General features: G+C 65.4%; 14 protein-coding genes. 8 read left to right on the top strand and 6 right to left on the bottom strand.

The window, feature by feature from the left end; all coding sequences use genetic code 11:
- Positions 1-62: 62 nt before the first annotated feature.
- Both FBY20_RS26010 and FBY20_RS26005 read left to right on the top strand, forming a co-directional pair.
- Positions 63-1412, top strand: a complete 1350-nt coding sequence (locus tag FBY20_RS26010; RefSeq protein ID WP_142056243.1) for an amidase — start codon at positions 63-65, stop codon at positions 1410-1412.
- A 29-nt stretch (positions 1413-1441) separates the two neighbouring features.
- Complete coding sequence (locus FBY20_RS26005; protein WP_142055416.1) at positions 1442-2248, top strand: putative hydro-lyase; 807 nt, start codon at positions 1442-1444, stop codon at positions 2246-2248.
- A 54-nt stretch (positions 2249-2302) separates the two neighbouring features.
- On the opposite strand, the gene FBY20_RS26000 is transcribed toward FBY20_RS26005, so the two are convergent.
- From FBY20_RS26000 to FBY20_RS25980, 5 genes are all read right to left on the bottom strand, one after another.
- Positions 2303-3604 carry an alpha/beta hydrolase gene (locus FBY20_RS26000; RefSeq protein ID WP_160144435.1) on the bottom strand — a complete coding sequence of 434 codons (1302 nt, stop codon included), beginning with the start codon at positions 3602-3604 and terminating at the stop codon, positions 2303-2305.
- 204 nt (positions 3605-3808) lie between these two features.
- Entirely contained in the window at positions 3809-4879 is a 1071-nt protein-coding gene (locus tag FBY20_RS25995) for a porin (RefSeq protein WP_142055412.1), read from the bottom strand.
- Between the two features lie 332 nt (positions 4880-5211).
- Positions 5212-6513 carry a TRAP transporter large permease gene (locus FBY20_RS25990; RefSeq protein WP_142055410.1) on the bottom strand — a complete coding sequence of 434 codons (1302 nt, stop codon included), beginning with the start codon at positions 6511-6513 and terminating at the stop codon, positions 5212-5214.
- On the bottom strand, positions 6506-7006 hold the full coding sequence (locus tag FBY20_RS25985) for a TRAP transporter small permease (RefSeq protein WP_056317434.1): 501 nt from the start codon (positions 7004-7006) through the stop codon (positions 6506-6508). The genes FBY20_RS25990 and FBY20_RS25985 overlap by 8 nt, the downstream gene beginning before the upstream one ends.
- Before the next feature lie 7 nt (positions 7007-7013).
- Entirely contained in the window at positions 7014-7988 is a 975-nt protein-coding gene (locus FBY20_RS25980; protein ID WP_056317437.1) for a TRAP transporter substrate-binding protein, read from the bottom strand.
- Positions 7989-8281: 293 nt separating this feature from the next.
- Here FBY20_RS25980 and nudC point away from each other — a divergent pair, with 293 nt between their 5' ends.
- From nudC to FBY20_RS25965, 3 genes are all read left to right on the top strand, one after another.
- Positions 8282-9052 carry an NAD(+) diphosphatase gene (nudC, locus tag FBY20_RS25975; protein WP_142055408.1) on the top strand — a complete coding sequence of 257 codons (771 nt, stop codon included), beginning with the start codon at positions 8282-8284 and terminating at the stop codon, positions 9050-9052.
- A gap of 137 nt (positions 9053-9189) precedes the next feature.
- Positions 9190-9699 (top strand): winged helix DNA-binding protein, encoded by a 510-nt coding sequence (locus FBY20_RS25970; protein WP_142055406.1) that lies wholly within the window; start codon positions 9190-9192, stop codon positions 9697-9699.
- Positions 9700-9787: 88 nt separating this feature from the next.
- Complete coding sequence (locus tag FBY20_RS25965) at positions 9788-13411, top strand: hydantoinase B/oxoprolinase family protein (RefSeq protein ID WP_142055404.1); 3624 nt, start codon at positions 9788-9790, stop codon at positions 13409-13411.
- 25 nt (positions 13412-13436) lie between these two features.
- Here the strand turns inward: FBY20_RS25965 and FBY20_RS25960 are convergent, their stop codons facing one another.
- A complete protein-coding gene (locus tag FBY20_RS25960) occupies positions 13437-14471 on the bottom strand; it encodes a C45 family peptidase (protein ID WP_142055402.1) in 1035 nt (344 codons plus the stop codon).
- A gap of 168 nt (positions 14472-14639) precedes the next feature.
- Between FBY20_RS25960 and glnH the strand changes: the two genes are divergently transcribed.
- The 3 genes from glnH to glnQ all read left to right on the top strand — a co-directional run bounded on the left by glnH (position 14640) and on the right by glnQ (position 16909).
- Complete coding sequence (glnH, locus tag FBY20_RS25955) at positions 14640-15392, top strand: glutamine ABC transporter substrate-binding protein GlnH (RefSeq protein ID WP_056317448.1); 753 nt, start codon at positions 14640-14642, stop codon at positions 15390-15392.
- 135 nt (positions 15393-15527) lie between these two features.
- The gene (gene glnP, locus FBY20_RS25950) at positions 15528-16184 is read left to right on the top strand and encodes a glutamine ABC transporter permease GlnP (protein ID WP_142055400.1); all 657 of its coding nucleotides are present in this window, start codon (positions 15528-15530) and stop codon (positions 16182-16184) included.
- Positions 16181-16909 (top strand): glutamine ABC transporter ATP-binding protein GlnQ, encoded by a 729-nt coding sequence (gene glnQ / locus FBY20_RS25945; RefSeq protein WP_142055398.1) that lies wholly within the window; start codon positions 16181-16183, stop codon positions 16907-16909. Before glnP ends, glnQ begins: the two co-directional genes overlap by 4 nt.
- Positions 16910-16960: the final 51 nt, after the last annotated feature.

The raw sequence follows: 16960 nt of genomic DNA, 5'->3' as shown, positions 1-16960 counted from the left end.
GCGCATTCCCTGCGAAGGCGCCCGTCCGAACACTTACGCCGCCAGGCGGCATTAGGACAATGATGGTTTCGACCTTGAATGATCTGACCACGGCCCTGCGCGAGGGCCGCAGTACCTCCGTCGCGTTGACCGAAGCCGCACTGGCGCGCGCGCAGGATCCGGCGGGCGAGGGCGCCCGCGCGTTCACCAAGCTTTATGCCGAGTCCGCGCTGGCGCAGGCGCGCGCGTCCGACACGCTGCGCGCGGCCGGCATCGTGCGGTCCGCAATCGAGGGGCTGCCCGTCAGCATCAAGGACCTGTTCGACGTCCAGGGCGAAACGACAATGGCCGGCTCCGTGGCACGCGAAGGCGAGCCCGCCGCCGAAGAGAGCGCCGAGGTCGTGCAGCGCCTGATCGCAGCTGGCGCCGTCATCATCGGCCGCACCAACATGACCGAGTTCGCGTACTCGGGCCTGGGCATCAATCCGCACTACGGCACGCCGCTCAATCCGTATGACCGCGCCACCGGCCGCATTCCGGGCGGCTCGTCGTCCGGGGCGGCCGTGTCGGTTGCCGACGGCATGGCCGTTGCCGGGATCGGATCGGACACGGGCGGTTCCGTGCGCATTCCCGCCGCGCTGTGCGGCCTGACCGGCTTCAAGCCCAGCGCGTGGCGCGTCTCCATGCAAGGCGTGCTGCCGTTGTCGGCAAACCTGGACTCCATCGGTCCCATCGCCGCCAGCGTCCGTTGCTGCGCTGAGCTGGACGCCATTCTGTCGGGCGATGCGGGGCCGTTGCCGCAGGCGCTGCCGGTGCGCGGCCTGCGCCTGGCCATCCCGACGACGTTGGCGCTGGATGCCATGGACAAGCACGTGTCGGACACCTTTGCGGCGGCCGTGCAACGCCTGGAAGCGGCCGGGGCCTTGGTCGACCGGATCGAGATTCCGGAGTTCGCCGCGCTGGCTTCCATTAACAGCAAGGGCGGCTTCACGGCCGCCGAGGCCTGGGCCTGGCACCAGGACCTGATCGCGCGTGCGGGCAAGCGTTACGATCCGCGCGTGGTGTCGCGGATCATGCGCGGGCAGGACATGTCCGCGGCCGATTACATCGCGCTGCTTGATGCGCGCGAGGCCTGGGTCGCGGCGGTGGATCACCGCATCGCCGGCTACGACGCGCTCATGATGCCCACGACGCCCATCGTGGCGCCGCCGGTGGCGGACCTGCAGGCCTCCGACGAGGCCTACTACGCCGCCAATGGCCTCATCCTGCGTAATCCCACCCTCATCAACTTCCTGGATGGCTGCGCGCTGTCCCTGCCGTGCCACGCACCGGGCACCGCGCCCGTGGGCCTGATGATCGCGGCCAGCAATGGCGCGGACCGCCGTGTGCTGGGTATCGGCTTGTCCGTGGAAGACCTGTTCGCCGGCCGCTGACCGGCAATCTTTTCGCAACGAGAGAATGCATGCCTGACGTAGATAACGTTAGAACCAGCCTGGCGCTTGCCCGCCAGGCGCGGCTGGATGCCCGCAGCGGACGCCTGACGGCCCCCACGGCGAATCTGGCGCCGGGACACGTGCAGGCCAACCTGGCGATCCTGCCGCGCGCCCTGGCGGCGGACTTCCTGCATTTTTGCCAGCGCAACCCCAAGCCGTGCCCCTTGCTGGCCATGTCCGAGCCCGGCGACCCGGCGTTGCCGGAGCTGGGCGCGGACATCGACATCCGCACCGACATTCCGCGATACCGGGTCTGGAAAGACGGCGAGCTGGTGGCCGAGCCGACGGACGTGCGCGACCTGTGGCGCGACGATCTCGTGTCGTTCCTCATCGGCTGCTCGTTCTCGTTCGAAGAGGCGATGCTGGACAACGGCTTGCCCGTGCGCCACATCGAACAGGGCAGCAATGTGCCCATGTACCGCACCAACATCGCGACGCAGCCCGCGGGCGTATTCGGCGGTCCGCTGGTGGTGTCGATGCGGCCCTTGAAAGCCGCCGACGCCATCCGCGCCATTCAGGTCACGTCGCGGTTCCCGTCGGTGCATGGCGCGCCCGTGCACATCGGCGACCCGGCGCTGATCGGCATCGCGGATATCGGCAGCCCCGATTACGGCGATCCCGTCGAGATCCGGCCGGGCGAGATGCCGGTCTTCTGGGCCTGCGGCGTGACGCCGCAGTCCGTGGTGGCGGCGGTGCGCCCCGAGTTCTGCATCACGCATGCGCCCGGGCACATGCTGGTCACCGACCTGATCAACAGCCGCATGGCGGTGTTCTGATCCGAGCCGGTCGCAGGCGTCTGCGACCGGCCGTCCGACACCAGTCGTCCCTCCTCAGCGCGTGAGCATCAAGGCTTTGACGCGCTGGTCGTAATCGGGCGGAAACGTCCAGAACCGCATTCCTTGCTGCGTATAGCCCTCTTGCAGGCCGCGTTCGGCCGGGGCCTTGTGCCACAGGAACTGCATCAGCACGTCGCTGCTGACCCAGGCATTGCCGAACCAGAAACTGTGCGCACGCCGGTTCAGGTCCGGAATGGCCCGGGGATCCACCCAGATCATGTCGAAGTTCAACTGCTTCGAGGCGGCGTTGATGAACTGGACCTGCTCATCGGTCAGGTCGTCGGCGCTGGGCCGGCCCGCGCGTGACGCGCGCTGGTGGCGCGCCGCAAAGCGCAGGGCGCGGTCGTCCAGGTTGGCGCCCAGGCTGACGCGTTCGGTCAGGTCGATGTATTGGCGCAGGTCGGTGACGAAGCGGTACGTGTCTTCGTCCGGGGCCGCGAAATAGATCTGCCCCAGCCGCAAGCGTGCCCGCAGCGCCTCGCGGGTTTCGCCGTTCTTCGGCTGGGCCAGCGTCGCGAGTCCTTCACTGGCAATGCGCGCACCGGCGCTGAAGGCAAGCACGTTGATGTGCTCGGCGTTCGTGTTGCGCGCAAGCAGCTCGATCAGACGGGCAAACGCGGGCACGGACTGCCGCGCCGCGCGCACGTCCGTGGCATAGGCAAGCAGGCTGGCCGCCGAAGGCCACAGAAACACCAGCACCACGGCCTGCCGTCCCGTGAAGTGATGGAACTGCGCGGCCTGCGCGGTGCCCCGCCATACGGCGTTATTGAAGCCATGCACGTAGATGATCAGGTCGCGGTGCCGGCTGACCGCCAACGCGTCGTTGATGAGCGCGAAATAAGCCTGCGCCTCGGGCGAGCTTTCCGCGTCGCTTTGCGGGCCTAGGGCCACCAGCTCTTCCATGCGCTCCAGGCTGAGCACGGGCCGGCCGCGCTGGCTGTCCGACGTGGACAATTGCCGCAACTGATCCCAGTCCAATGTGCCGTCGCCGATCTGCACCTTGGCCACGCCCAGGCGCAGCGTGTCGCTGGGAAAGATCGAATAAAAGGGTTGGCGCGATTCGAGAAAGACGGCGCGGTTGGTGGCGTACAACAGGGGGATGGCGGTGGTGTCGGCCTCGGCCTTGTGCGCGAAGGGATCGACCTGACCGGTCGTGAACTTGACCGGCGTGGGCATCAGTTGCACCGGCGATGAACAGGCCGCCAGCAGCACGCTGACCGTCACCGCCATGGCCGTCCATGCCGTCCGCCGCAGGCGGTCAAGCGGGACAAGCGCGCAGGCATCGAGAAGACTCATACGGCGGGCCCGGTTCATGGTGAGGAAGCGGCGCCGCGGGGGATGAACGCGCGGGGCCCGGGACATTCCACGGAAAACGGCAAGGCACGCGTGGGATTGTCGCCGTGGTCCCGGCGGCGATCAAGGGGGAGGGGGGTGTCTGACACCCTTGGGCGCCATCTTGGACGGAAGACGGCGTTACATGGGTGTCAGACACGTCGGAGGTTAAAAGATGTGCCTGAACCCCACCGCTGCGCCAAGCTGGTTGCTCTTGCCTGCGATTTCGCCGCTGGCGGCGTCGCTGACCTTGTTCCAGTCGACGGTGCCGTACAGTTGGGACCGCTTGGACAGCGAGTATTCGGCCACGGCGACCAGCGCGTAGCGTTTGCCCTTGTCGCCTTCCACGACCACGTTCTCGCTGCGGTCGTAGTAGGCCGCGCCCGTGATGGCCCAGCGCGGGGTGGCTTGCCAGGTCACGCCGGCGAAGTAGCCGTTGTCCTTGCGGTCCAGGCTGGCGGTGGTGGTGCCGCCCAAGACGCCATTGACCCAGCCGGTTTCGTCGCGGCCGTTGAAGTAGCCCGCGAAGACCTTGGCCGATTCGAATTGGTAGGACGCGTTCAGGTTCCAGGCGCGCTGGCGCTCGTCGGAATCGGTGGCGGCGTAGGTTTGCTGCCAAGCCGCGCCCAGGCCGAGCTGGCCGATCGTGTAGCGCAGGCTGGCGCCGTACTGCTGGCCGGCCTTGCGGTCGTCCCAGTCTTCGCCGTTGGCCCACGACGCCACGACGGACAGGTTGCCGAACGTGTTGGCGTACTTGGTCATGTTGTTGGTGCGCACGCGCGACATGGCGGCGGGCAGCCAGGCGTTTTGCTCGTAGTTGCCGACGGTCAGCGGGTCGAAGTAGTCGGCCAGCAGGTCGAACATGGGCGTGTTCTGCAGGCCCAGCGTCAGCGTGCCGATGCTGCCGCCGTCAAGGCCAACATACGCCAGGCGGCTGAACGCCTTGGACGGATCGGAACCATTGCCGTTCTGCAGATTGATGCCGTTTTCCAGGCGGAAGAAGGCGCGGTTGCCATTGCCCAGGTCTTCGGAGCCGCGCAGGCCCCAACGGCTGTTGGAGATGGCGCCGTTTTCCATGCTGATGCGGCTTCCGTCTTGCCCAACGGCGCCGGAACTGGTGCTCAGGTAGCGGATGCTGACGTCGGCGATGCCGTACAGGGTGACGCTGGTTTCAGCGTTGGCCGCGCCGGCGGCCAGGCCCAGGCCGGCTGCCGCCAGCGAGAGGGTGATGCGTTTCATGTTGGACTCCTCCAGGTGTAGCTGATTTATGGTTGCGCCGCGCTTGTGGCGTGGCTTGCCGCGCCCGGCGATTTGCCGGACGCCTGGCCGCTGCACCGCCGCCGTGAATGGGCGCGGGTCCGGAGCAGCAGCCAGCTTTGCAGTGGTGCGTCCTGCCGGTGCCGCACAGGAACGCCTGGGGATTCTAAGTAAGTTGACGTGCGCGGAATATCGAAAAGATTCGGCGTTTTCCCGGGTTTACAGGCCGGCAAGCGTGCGCCGCTTGGATAGCGGACGAACGGAAAAGAAAAACCCCGTTCGCGGAACGGGGTTTTTGTGGCGTTGGCGCGACGTTACAGCGTCATGTGCAGCGGCAACCAGGTGGCGATGCCAGGGGCCACATAAAGCAGCAGCACGGCCACGATCATCAGGATGAACATCGGCAATGACGCCCGCGCGATGTAGGGCAGTTCACGCCCGCTCATGCCGGACAGCACGAACAGGTTGAACCCGACCGGCGGCGTGATCTGGGCCATTTCCACCACGAACACGATGAAAATGCCGAACCAGATCAGGTCGATGCCGGCGGCTTGCACGGTCGGCAGCAGCACGCCCATGGTCAGCACCACGATCGAGATGCCGTCCAGGAAGCAGCCCAGGATGACGAAGAACACCATCAGCGCCATGACGAGGCCGAACTGCGACAGGCCAAGTCCGCCAATCCATTCCGCCAGCGCGCGCGGCAGGCCGATGTAGCCCATCGCCAGCGTGAGGAACTGGGCGCCCGCCAGGATCAGCGCGATCATGCAATACAGGCGGGTGGCGCCAAGCAGCGACTGCTTGAACGTGGAGCCGTTAAGCGACCCCTGCAGCGCCGACAGGATCAGCGCGCCGACCACACCCACTGCCGCCGCTTCCGTGGCCGTCGCGATGCCGGTGTAGATCGATCCCAATACCGCGCCGATCAGCAGCAGCACCGGAATCAGATGGCGCGAGCGTGACAGCTTCTGCATGAACGTCAGGCCCGGATCCGCCGCCGGCACTTCGCCGGGATTGCGGATCGCCCACCAGGCGATATAGCCGCTGAACAGCAGCGCGAGCAGAATGCCTGGAATGATGCCGGCGATGAACAGCTTGGCGATGGACACATCGGCCGCCACGCCGTACACGATCATGATGATCGAGGGCGGGATCAGCAGACCGAGCGTGCCGGCGCCTGACAGCGTGCCGAGAATCTTCTCCTCGGGGTAGCCGCGGCGCGTCAGCTCGGGGATGGTCATCTTGCCCACCGTCGCGCACGTCGCGGCCGACGAACCCGACACGGCCGCGAAGATTGCGCAGCCGATCACATTCGTGTGCAAGAGGCGTCCGGGCAGCCGGTTCAGCCAGGGGGCAAGGCCTTTGAACAGGTCTTCGGAAAGCCGCGTGCGGAACAGGATTTCGCCCATCCACAGAAAGAGCGGCAGGGCGGTCAACGTCCAGCTGGACGAGGCGCCCCAGATCGTGACGGCCATGGCGTCGCCGGCCGGGCGGCTGGAGAAGATCTCCATGCCGATCCAGGCGGTGCCCGCCAGGGTCAGGCCGACCCAGACCCCGCACCCAAGCAGGACGAAGATCGAAACGACCAATAAGGTGATGACGAGAAGTTCATTCATGGGTTTGCTGCGAGGTTGCGGCGGCGACGCCGCGCGAACGGCGGACCAGTTCGTCGACGAGTGCGATGAAGAACAGGATCGTGCCCACGGCCATGGTCGTTTGCGGGATCCAGAGCGGCGTAGCGTCGTTCGACGTGGAAATGTCGTTGAACAGCCAGGAGTCGTAGGTGAGCTTGACGCTGAAGAAGGCGAAGGCAGCGGCCAGCAGGCAACCCACGGCCAGGGCGAAGATGTCCAGCCGGCGGCTGCCAGCGGGATTCAGCGAATTGAGCAGCAGCGTCACACGGATGTGCTCGCCGTGCTTGAAGGTGCTGGCCAGCGCAAGAAAGCCCGCGGCGGCCATGAAGTAGCCGGCGTAGGCGTCAGTGCCGGGAATGTTGAAGCTGAGCTGGCGGGCGATGATCGCCGCCAGCACCGAGACGAGTACACCTATCGTGCACAGGCCGGCCAGAAGGCCGGCCGCGCCGTACAGGTTATCCAGAAAACGGCGCATGGCGATATCACTGCTTCTTGTAGGCGTCGATCATGGCCTGGCCGTCCGCGCCAGCCTTCTTGAGCCAGTCGTCCAGCATGCGCTTGCCGATCACGCTCAGGCCTTCCTTGAGCTCAACCGTGGGCTGGATGGTTTCCATGCCGTTCTTGGCGAGTTCGGCCTGATACCACTTGTTCTTCTCTTGCGACAGCTTCCAGCCGCGCTCTTCGGCTTGCGCGGCAGCCTTCTTGAGCGCTTCCTGCGTGGCGGGGTCCAGCGCGTCAAACGCCTTCTTGTTGACGATGATGGCGTTCTTGGGCAACCAGGCCTGCGTGTCGTAGAACTTCTTGATGTACTCGTACGTCTTGGTGTCGTAGCCGGTGGACGCCGACGACATGTACGAATCGATCACGCCGGTGGCCAAGGCCTGCGCCAGTTCGGCCTGCTGCACGGTGACGGGCTGGGCGCCGACGAGTTCGGCGATCTTGGCCGTGACCGGGCTATAGGCGCGCCACTTCAGGCCCTTCATGTCGCTGATCTGCTTGATGTCCTTGTTGGCGAAGATGCCTTGGGGCGGCCATGCCACGGCGTACAGCAAGGTCATGCCTTGCGAGGCCAGCTTCTTCTCCAGGAACGGCTTCTGGGCCTGGTACAGCTTGAACGATGCGTCGTAGCCGGTGGCCAGGAAGGGCAGGCCGTCCAGTTCGTAGATCGGGTCTTCGTTGGCGAAGTTGGTCAGCAGGATTTCGCCGATCTGAGCCTGGTTGCCTTGCACCGCGCGCTTGATTTCGGGCGCCTTGTACAGCGAGGCATTGTTGTGCAGCGTGATCTTGAGCTTGCCTTGCGACAGCGAGTCGACGTCCTTGATGAAGGTCGTCAGGTTCTCGACGTGGAAGTTGCTCGCCGGGTAGGCGCTGGGGAGGTCCCACTTGGTCTGGGCCTGTGCGCCCGCGCTGAATGCCAGGACGATGCTGCCGGTGAGCAGCGAGATTTTCTTGTACATGGTGGTCCTTCTTTGCGAATGGTGAAGTCGGGTCCGACCCGATAGGCATTGCGAAAAAAAGCATGCGCGGCGCGGCATCGCGCCGCCCGAGCGCCGTGCCATTCTATGTTGCTGTGCGGTAACAAAGCGCGGGAAATCGGCGTTTTACGGGTAATTCCTAGGAAGGGAATGTTGTTCATTGGTTGAAGGTTCAATGACGCCGCCAGGTCCGCGCCTGGTGCGGCGCTCAGACCGGCTGTCAGCGCGTTTTTCTTCTAAGATTGCGGGATCGATGACGCGCCGAAGAGGGTCGTGTGAATTTCGTTTTCCGCCGTGATGAGTTGCTGGTCGAGGTGTCGTCCAGCGTGTTGCCGGATTCGGCGTTGTGTGAACGCATCGGGCTTGGCGCCTCGGCCTTGCAGCCGGTCTGGATGCAGGCGGGGTCGCCGTATCGCACGGTCTGTGTCGACCCCGGCCTCGAAGCGCCCGAGGGTTACGCCTTCAAGAAACTGCGCTCGCTGTTCGGCGTGTTCGATGACGAAGGCATGGCGCTGGCCGGCCGCGCCTATCAAATCGCCGAATGGGCGCGAACCCACCGGTTCTGTGGCGCTTGCGGCACGCCTGCCGAGCGTGTTGCGCACGAATTCTGCCTGCGATGCCCCGCGTGCGGCCTGTCCGCATACCCGCGCATCTCGCCGGCGATGATGGTGCTGATCCGCAAAGGCGACAGCATCCTGCTGGCGCGTCACGCCAACGCGCCGACTGCCCGCTACACCGCGCTGGCCGGCTTCGTCGAGCCCGGGGAAAGCATCGAGCAGACTGTTCATCGCGAGGTCTTCGAAGAGGTCGGGCTGAAAGTCGGCAACCTGCAGTACTTCGGCAGCCAGCCGTGGCCGTTTCCGCATTCGCTGATGGTCGCGTTCACCGCGGACTACGTCTCCGGCGACATCCGGGTCCAGGAAGACGAAATTGCGGACGCGCGCTGGTTCGGGCCGGGCGACGCCATGCCCGAGATCGCGGCGCACATTTCGATTGCCGGCTGGATGATCCGGGCCAATCTGCCCATGGGGTGGAACGCGCCCTGACGGCTTCACCGCGGCCCTAATCGGTAGGGGTATTCCCTCGAAACGAGGGTTTTTTTGCCGTCCGCTGCCATTTTTTATTGATGAAATATAGATAAATTATTAGTATTTCATCCACTTAATCTTCGTTTGCGCCCTTTATGAGCCCCACCTTGATAGCGTCGTCGGCACATCTTGCCGGCGGCAGCGCGCCCGACCTGTCCGAAGTGGAATTCGGGCTCATGATTGCCAGCCACGCCTTCAACCGCTGGACGGTGCGATGCATGGCTGCGGCGGGTCTGCCCGACCTGACGCCCACCGACGTGATGGTGTTCCACCATGTCTACCATCGTGAGCGTCCGAAGAAGCTGGCCGATATCTGCTTCACGCTCAACGTCGAAGACACCCATATCGTCAGCTATGCGCTCAAAAAGCTGGAACGTCTTGGCGTGGTGCGCGGCGAGCGCAGCAGCAAGGAAGTCTTCTACAGCATCACCTCCGAAGGCGCGGCGATCCTGAAGCGCTATGGCGAAATCCGCGAGCAATGCCTGACCGCCGGCCTGGACGGCCCGGGCGGGGGCGGTCTTGAATTCAGCCGGCAACTGGCGCACACGCTGCGCGCGCTTTCCGGCCTGTATGACCAGGCGGCCAGGGCCGCGACCTCTCTCTGAATCCAACATCCGGGGCAGGGCCCCGATTCATCCGCAACCCGACCGCGGCCGAACGCGCTGCGGCGGTCTCTTGTTTTCGAGGATACCTATGAAGTGGCAATTCTGGATTGACCGTGGGGGCACCTTCACCGACATCGTGGCGCGACGCCCCGATGGCACGACCACCACGGCGAAGATGCTGTCGGAAAACCCCGAGCAATACCGCGACGCGGCCGTTGCCGGCATCCGCAAGCTGCTGGGCATCGCACCCGGACAGCCCGTGCCCGCCGATCAGGTCGAGTGCGTGAAGATGGGCACCACGGTGGCCACCAATGCGCTGCTCGAGCGCAAGGGCGAGCGCACCTTGCTGGTCACCACGCGCGGATTCCGCGATGCCTTGCGCATCGCCTACCAGAATCGCCCGCGGCTCTTTGACCGCAACGTGCTGCTGCCCGAGATGCTGTACGAAGCCGTGGTCGAGGCGGACGAGCGCGTGGCGGCCGACGGCGAAGTGATTCGGCCGCTGGACGAAGCCGGCCTTCGCCGTGACATGCAGGCTGCGTTCGACAGCGGCATCCGCGCGGTGGCCATAGTGTTCATGCACGCGTGGCACGCCACCGGCCACGAGCAGCAGGCCGCGCGCATCGCCGCCGAGATCGGATTCACGCAGGTGTCCGTGTCGCACGAGGTCAGCCCGCTGATCAAGTTCGTCTCGCGCGGCGACACGACCGTGGTGGACGCGTATCTGTCGCCCATCCTGAAGCGCTACGTGGACCAGGTGGCCGGCGAACTGCCCGGCATCCGTCTCATGTTCATGCAGTCCAGCGGCGGCCTGACCGATGCCCACCGTTTCCGCGGCAAGGACGCGATCCTGTCCGGTCCGGCCGGCGGCATCGTCGGCATGGTTCGGACCAGCGAAATCGCAGGCTTTCCGAAGGTGATCGGCTTTGACATGGGCGGCACGTCCACCGATGTGTCGCACTACGCGGGCGAGTTCGAACGCGAATTCGAAACCCAGGTGGCCGGCGTGCGCATGCGCGCGCCCATGATGAGCATTCACACTGTCGCGGCCGGCGGCGGCTCCATCCTGCATTTTGACGGCGCGCGGCTGCGCGTCGGGCCCGATTCCGCGGGTGCCAATCCGGGCCCGGCGTGCTATCGCCGCGGCGGCCCGCTGGCCGTCACGGACTGCAACGTGCTGCTGGGCAAGATTCAACCCGAATTCTTCCCGAACGTGTTTGGCCCCGAGGCAAACGAGCCCCTGGACCGCGACGCCGTGGTCGAACGCTTTTCCGCCATGGCCGCCGAAGTGCTTGCGGCCACCGGGCGCGAGATGTCGCCGGAGCAGCTGGCCGAGGGCTTTCTGCAGATCGCGGTGGGCAACATGGCCGAAGCCATCAAGCGTATCTCGGTGCAGCGCGGCCACGACGTGACCGAATACGCGCTGACCGTGTTTGGCGGCGCGGGCGGGCAGCATGCCTGCCTGGTGGCGGACGCGCTGGGCATGACGACGGTCTTTGCGCACCCGCTGGGCGGCGTGCTGTCGGCCTATGGCATGGGCCTGGCGGATCAGACGGACATGCGCCAGAAGACCGTCGAAAAGGTGCTGGACGCGTCCCTGATGGGCGAACTGAAGGCGGAACTGGATGTACTGGCAGACCAGGCGGTCGGCGAACTGCGCCGCCAGCATGTGGCCGAGGCGGACATCTCCGTGCAGCGCCGCCTGCACCTGAAGTATCGCGGCACCGACACCGCGCTGGAAGTGGCGTTCTCGGATCTGGCGCAGGCGCGCAGCGATTTCGAGGCGGCCTATCGCCAGCGCTATTCGTTCCTGATGCCCAACCGCGAGCTGGTGGTCGAGACCATTTCGGTCGAGGCCACGGGTGGCGGCGAGCGCGTGGGCGAAGCGGCCACGTCGCGCACCCGCGAAGGCGCGCTGGCCGCCCGCCGGGTGGTCAGCATGTACAGCGCGGGCGCCTGGCGCGATACGCCGCTGTACGTGCGTGAAGACATGGCTGGCGGCGACGTGGTCGCGGGACCGGCCATCATTTCCGAGCCCAACCAGACCACGATCGTGGAACCCGGCTGGCAGGCCGAGCTGACGTCGCAGGATCACTTCGTGATCCGCCGCGTCGAGGCGCGTCCCGAGCAACGCAAGGTCGGCACGCAGGCCGACCCCGTCATGCTTGAAGTGTTCAACAACCTGTTCATGTCGATCGCCGAACAGATGGGCTACCGCCTGCAGAACACGGCGTACTCGGTCAACATCAAGGAGCGTCTGGACTTCTCCTGCGCCATCTTCGACGCGCAGGCGCGCTTGATCGCCAACGCGCCGCACATGCCCGTGCATCTGGGTTCCATGGGCGAATCGGTGCGCACGGTCATGAACGCCAACGCCGGCAAGATGCAGCCGGGCGACGCGTACGTGGTGAACGACCCGTACCACGGCGGCACGCACCTGCCTGATGTCACGGTGATCACGCCGGTGTTCGACAAGGCGGGGCGCGAGATCCTGTTCTACGTGGGATCGCGCGGCCACCATGCCGATATCGGCGGGACCACACCGGGCTCCATGCCGCCGGACTCCAAGACGGTCGAAGACGAAGGCGTGCTGTTCACGAACTTCCAGCTCGTCAAGAACGGCGAGTTCCGCGAAGAAGCCGCGCGCCAGATCCTGGGGTCGGGCCGCTGGCCGGCGCGCAATCCGGACCAGAACATCGCCGACATGCACGCGCAGATCGCCGCCAACGAAAAGGGCGTGCAAGAGCTGTTGCGCATGTGCGATCACTTCGGCCTGGAGGTTGTGCGCGCCTACATGGGCCACGTGCAGGACAACGCCGAAGAGGCGGTGCGTCGCGTGATCTCGGTGCTCAAGGACGGCAGCTACGAGTATCCGCTGGACAACGGCGCGGTCATCCGCGTGGCGGTGCGTGTGGATACCGAGGCGCGCAGCGCCGTGGTGGATTTCACGGGCACGTCGCCGCAGCTGGACAACAACTTCAACGCGCCCGGTGCGATTGCCGTGGCCGCGGTGCTGTATGTGTTCCGCACGATGGTCAATGACGACATCCCGCTGAACGACGGCTGCCTCGTGCCGCTGACCATCATCCTGCCCGAAGGGTCGATGCTGCGCCCGAACCCGCCCGCTTCGGTGGTCGCGGGCAATGTGGAGACCTCCATGTGCATCGTCAACGCGCTATACGGGGCGTTGGGGGTGCTGGCCGCCAGCCAGGGCACGATGAACAACTTCACGTTCGGCAATGCGCGTCATCAGTACTACGAGACCATTTCGGGCGGCACTGGCGCCGGTCCGGTCCGTATCGACGCGGCCGGTCCGCACGACGAGGGCTTTGCCGGCACGTCGGTGGTGCAGGCGCACATGACCAACTCGCGCCTGACCGATCCGGAAGTGCTGGAGTTCCGATTCCCGGTGCGTCTGGAGTCGTACGAGATCCGCAAGGGCTCGGGCGGCGCGGGCCGGTATCCGGGCGGCGACGGCGGCGTGCGCCGCATCCGCTTCCTGGAAGACATGACCGCGGCCATCCTGTCGAACAACCGGCGTTATGCGCCGTTCGGCCTGGCCGGCGGCCAGCCGGGCGCCATGGGCCGCAATACGGTTGAACGCGCGGACGGCACCATCGAGGAACTCGGTCCCCAGGACAGCGCGCAGCTGCGGCCGGGCGATGTGTTCGTCGTGGAAACGCCGGGAGGCGGCGGCTACGGCGCGCAGTAATGCCCGCCGCGATGTCCGGTCCCGTTCATTCGGGATCGGACATCACGTCCAGCGCGATATCCGCGCGCGCCTTGCGGTCGTAAACACGCAGGACGACGGCCTCATCGGTGATTTCGAACATCGCCGTGGCCAGCGTGTTCTCGTCGTCGGGGTCGTCCTTCGCCGTGCGCAGGATCGGCAGCGTGCCCTGGGTATCGAGCAGGGCGGCAAGCATGTCGGCGTGGTTCGATTCCGGCAACCACCCATCCACCAGGCCTTCGATCCGGTTCTGCCGCGCCCGCGACGAGTCGGTAACGAGCTGCGCCTGGCCTCGCGTGGCGGCGTGCACCATGTGATTGGCATGGCCGTAGCGCCGGCCGACTTCCTGGATCGACACCGACCCCGGCGTCACCTCGGCGCTGAGCACGCGCGCATCTCCGGCCGCGCCCAACAGATGATGAAATCCGCCCGCGTGGGGCTGCTCGCGCAATAGCGTCACGGCCTCGTCCAGCGTCGTGCAGTCCAGCACGGCCCGTGCCAGGAACATGCGGGGCACGCCAGCATGCCGCTGCCGGGTACGCAGGTTGTTGATGGTTTGCACGAGGCCCGCGCGGTTGGCGGCAAACGTGTGGCCGGGCAGGGAGCCCGGGTAATAAAAGCTCAGATAGCCGGGCGCATCGTCCAGCGCGACATCCACCAGGTGGCAGCGGCCATACAGAAAGGGATCGCCGTCCTCGTTGTGGCCGATCCAGCGAGATCCGTCTGCCGCCCGCATGGCGACCGACGTGCAGCCATCCGTGGTGCTGTGCAGCAGATCTCCGCGGCAATGCCATAGCAGCACGTCGTTGACCGGCATGCGCAAGCCTTCGGCCAGACCTTCGAGTTCTTCCCAGATCTGCGGCAGGGCGGCCTGCGCCTGTTGGGCCAGTTCATCGACGAACGGGTGGCCGCGCCACGGGCGCAGGGCGCTCCAGGTGCCGCTCTGGTCCAGATAGGTCCCCATGATGGGGCGGGCCAGCTTGCCCAGCGCCAGGCCGACCTGGCGGCGGTTTCCAGCGATGCGCACATATTTGTAGGCCATCGAAAACCTCCGGATGTCTCGCGGATTGTAAGGGGTCCGCCACCCGCCGGGGCGTGGATTGTTGCGTTAAGATCGTCGGTAAGTTGCGCTGGCGATCCCGGCGCGACCCAGGAATCATGCCCTTACAACAAGCCCGGGGTGCCCTGCGCTCCCCAAGAGGAGAGTTTCATGATCAAACGTAAAGTCGCCGCCGCAATGGTGGGCCTGTCCCTGACCTTGTTCGGCGCCACTTCCGCCGTCCAGGCCCAGGGCAAGGAATTGGTGGTGGCCACCGATACCGCTTTCGTGCCGTTCGAATTCAAGCAGGGCAACACTTACGTCGGGTTCGACGTGGACCTGTGGGCGGCCATCGCGAAGGAACTCAACCTCAAGTACAAGCTGCAGCCGATGGACTTCGCCGGCATCATTCCCGGCCTGCAAACGAAGAACATCGACGCCGCGCTGGCCGGTATCACGATACGCGACGATCGCAAGAAGGTCATCGATTTCTCGGATCCCTACTACGAAAGCGGCCTGGCCATCCTGGTCGGCGAAAAGAATACCGACATCAAGGACGCCAAGTCCCTGTCCGGCAAGACCGTTGCGGTCAAGACCGGCACGGCGACGGTGGACTTCCTGAAGGCGCAGGTGCCCGATGCCAAGCTCAAGCTGTTCCCGAACATCGACAACGCCTATCTCGAACTGGCAACCGGCCGCGTGGACGCCGCCGTGCACGACACGCCCAACGTCCAGTATTACGCCAATACCGCGGGCAAGGGCCGCGTGAAGGTGGTCGGCTCGGTCAAGAGCGGCGACTTCTACGGCATTGCGTTCCCCAAGGGCAGCGAACTGGTGCCCGAGGTCAACAAGGCGCTCGCCACGCTGAAGGCCAACGGCGAGTACGACAAGATCTACACCAAGTGGTTCGGCAAGAAGCCCTGACCGGCTCGGCAAGCGGCATTTTCTACGGACGCGCCGCCTGAACCGCGGTCAAGGGCGCGGCAACAGCCGCCACCCTTGCCGCGGGCGCGTCCGCCATGATGTGGGCGCGCCCGCGCGCGCCATTGGGGGAAGATCGTGGAGTTTGACTGGGCTGTCATCGAGGACGCGTTACCCAATCTGCTGACGGGTACGCTCATGACCATCAAGATCACCTTCTGGGGCCTGGTGGGCGGTTTCCTGCTCGGCGCGCTTTCGGGCGTGACGCGGGCCTACGGAAACGCGGTGCTCTCGGGCATCACGCAGGTGTACGTCGCGGTCATCCGCGGCACGCCCATCGTGGTGCAGGTCATGTTCATCTACTTTGCGCTGCCGCTGTTGGCGGACATCCGGGTGGACGCCGAATTCGCGGCGATCGCCACCCTCATCATCAACTCGGGGGCGTACATCTCGGAAATCGTGCGCGGATCGCTGCTGTCGGTCCACAAAGGGCTGAAGGAAGCAGGGCAGGCGATGGGCCTGCCCTTTTACAAGATCCTGCTGCACATCATCGGGCCGGTCGCCTTCCGGCGCATGATTCCGCCGCTGGGCAACCAGTGCATCATCAGCCTGAAGGATTCTTCGCTGTTCATCGTGATCGGCGTGGCGGAGCTGACCCGGCAAGGGCAGGAAATCATGGCCAGCAATTTCCGGGCGGTCGAAATCTGGTCCGCGGTGGCGATCATCTACCTGATCCTCACGGGCTTGATGGCATTGACCCTGCATCTGGTCGAAAAGAGGATGCGCATCATATGAGCATGGTTGAATTTCATAACGTCACCAAGCGCTTTGGCGACTCGACGGTGCTGAACGGCATCTCGCTCAACATCGATGCCGGAGAGGTCGTGGTGGTGGTCGGGCCGTCGGGGTCGGGCAAGTCCACTTTCCTGCGCTGCATCAACGTGCTGGAGACGATCAACGACGGCGACCTGCTGGTGGACGGCCTCAGTGTGAAGGGCGATGCGGCGACGGTGCGCGAGATCCGGCGCGAAGCCGGCATGGTGTTCCAGCAGTTCAATCTGTTCCCGCAGATGACGGCGCTGGAAAACGTCATGTTCGGACCCATCCATACCCGCGGCCAGAGCCGCGCCGAGGCGCGCGAGCTGGCCGAGAGCCTGCTGGCCAAGGTGGGCCTGGCCGAACGCATGAAGCACTATCCGGCCGAACTCTCCGGCGGGCAGCAGCAGCGCGTGGCCATCGCCCGCGCGCTGGCCATCATGCCCAAGCTGATGCTGTTCGATGAGCCCACGTCCGCGCTGGACCCCGAGCTGCGCCACGAGGTGCTCAAGGTCATGCGGGATCTGGCCGAGGAGGGCATGACGATGGTGGTCGTCACGCACGAGATGGAATTTGCGCGCAAGGTCGGCAGCCGGCTGATCTTCATCGACGGGGGCAAGATCGCGCACGACGGACCGCCGGAAGAATTGCTGAGCAATCCGCCCAGCCAGCGTCTGAAGGATTTCCTGCAGCACGTGACCTGAAAAGCAAAAGGCGTCCGGTTTGTGGCCGGACGCCTTTTTTCTTGGGGCAGC

Source organism: Achromobacter sp. SLBN-14 (assembly GCF_006715415.1).
In the GTDB taxonomy this organism is placed as follows: Bacteria; Pseudomonadota; Gammaproteobacteria; order Burkholderiales; family Burkholderiaceae_B; genus Achromobacter; species Achromobacter mucicolens.
The sequence above is the reverse complement of the archived record's forward strand: the minus strand, read 5'-3'. Positions and strand labels throughout refer to the sequence as shown.

Excerpts from the sequence above, each read along its gene's own strand:
- FBY20_RS25970 (WP_142055406.1), top strand. The coding sequence starts at position 9,190 with ATGAGCCCCACCTTGATAGCGTCGTCGGCACATCTTGCCGGCGGCAGC.
- glnQ (WP_142055398.1), top strand. The coding sequence starts at position 16,181 with ATGAGCATGGTTGAATTTCATAACGTCACCAAGCGCTTTGGCGACTCG.
- FBY20_RS25985 (WP_056317434.1), bottom strand. The coding sequence starts at position 7,006 with ATGCGCCGTTTTCTGGATAACCTGTACGGCGCGGCCGGCCTTCTGGCC.
- FBY20_RS25990 (WP_142055410.1), bottom strand. The coding sequence starts at position 6,513 with ATGAATGAACTTCTCGTCATCACCTTATTGGTCGTTTCGATCTTCGTC.
- glnH (WP_056317448.1), top strand. The coding sequence starts at position 14,640 with ATGATCAAACGTAAAGTCGCCGCCGCAATGGTGGGCCTGTCCCTGACC.
- FBY20_RS26005 (WP_142055416.1), top strand. The coding sequence starts at position 1,442 with ATGCCTGACGTAGATAACGTTAGAACCAGCCTGGCGCTTGCCCGCCAG.
- FBY20_RS25980 (WP_056317437.1), bottom strand. The coding sequence starts at position 7,988 with ATGTACAAGAAAATCTCGCTGCTCACCGGCAGCATCGTCCTGGCATTC.
- FBY20_RS25995 (WP_142055412.1), bottom strand. The coding sequence starts at position 4,879 with ATGAAACGCATCACCCTCTCGCTGGCGGCAGCCGGCCTGGGCCTGGCC.
- FBY20_RS25960 (WP_142055402.1), bottom strand. The coding sequence starts at position 14,471 with ATGGCCTACAAATATGTGCGCATCGCTGGAAACCGCCGCCAGGTCGGC.
- FBY20_RS25965 (WP_142055404.1), top strand. The coding sequence starts at position 9,788 with ATGAAGTGGCAATTCTGGATTGACCGTGGGGGCACCTTCACCGACATC.
- FBY20_RS26010 (WP_142056243.1), top strand. The coding sequence starts at position 63 with ATGGTTTCGACCTTGAATGATCTGACCACGGCCCTGCGCGAGGGCCGC.
- FBY20_RS26000 (WP_160144435.1), bottom strand. The coding sequence starts at position 3,604 with ATGAGTCTTCTCGATGCCTGCGCGCTTGTCCCGCTTGACCGCCTGCGG.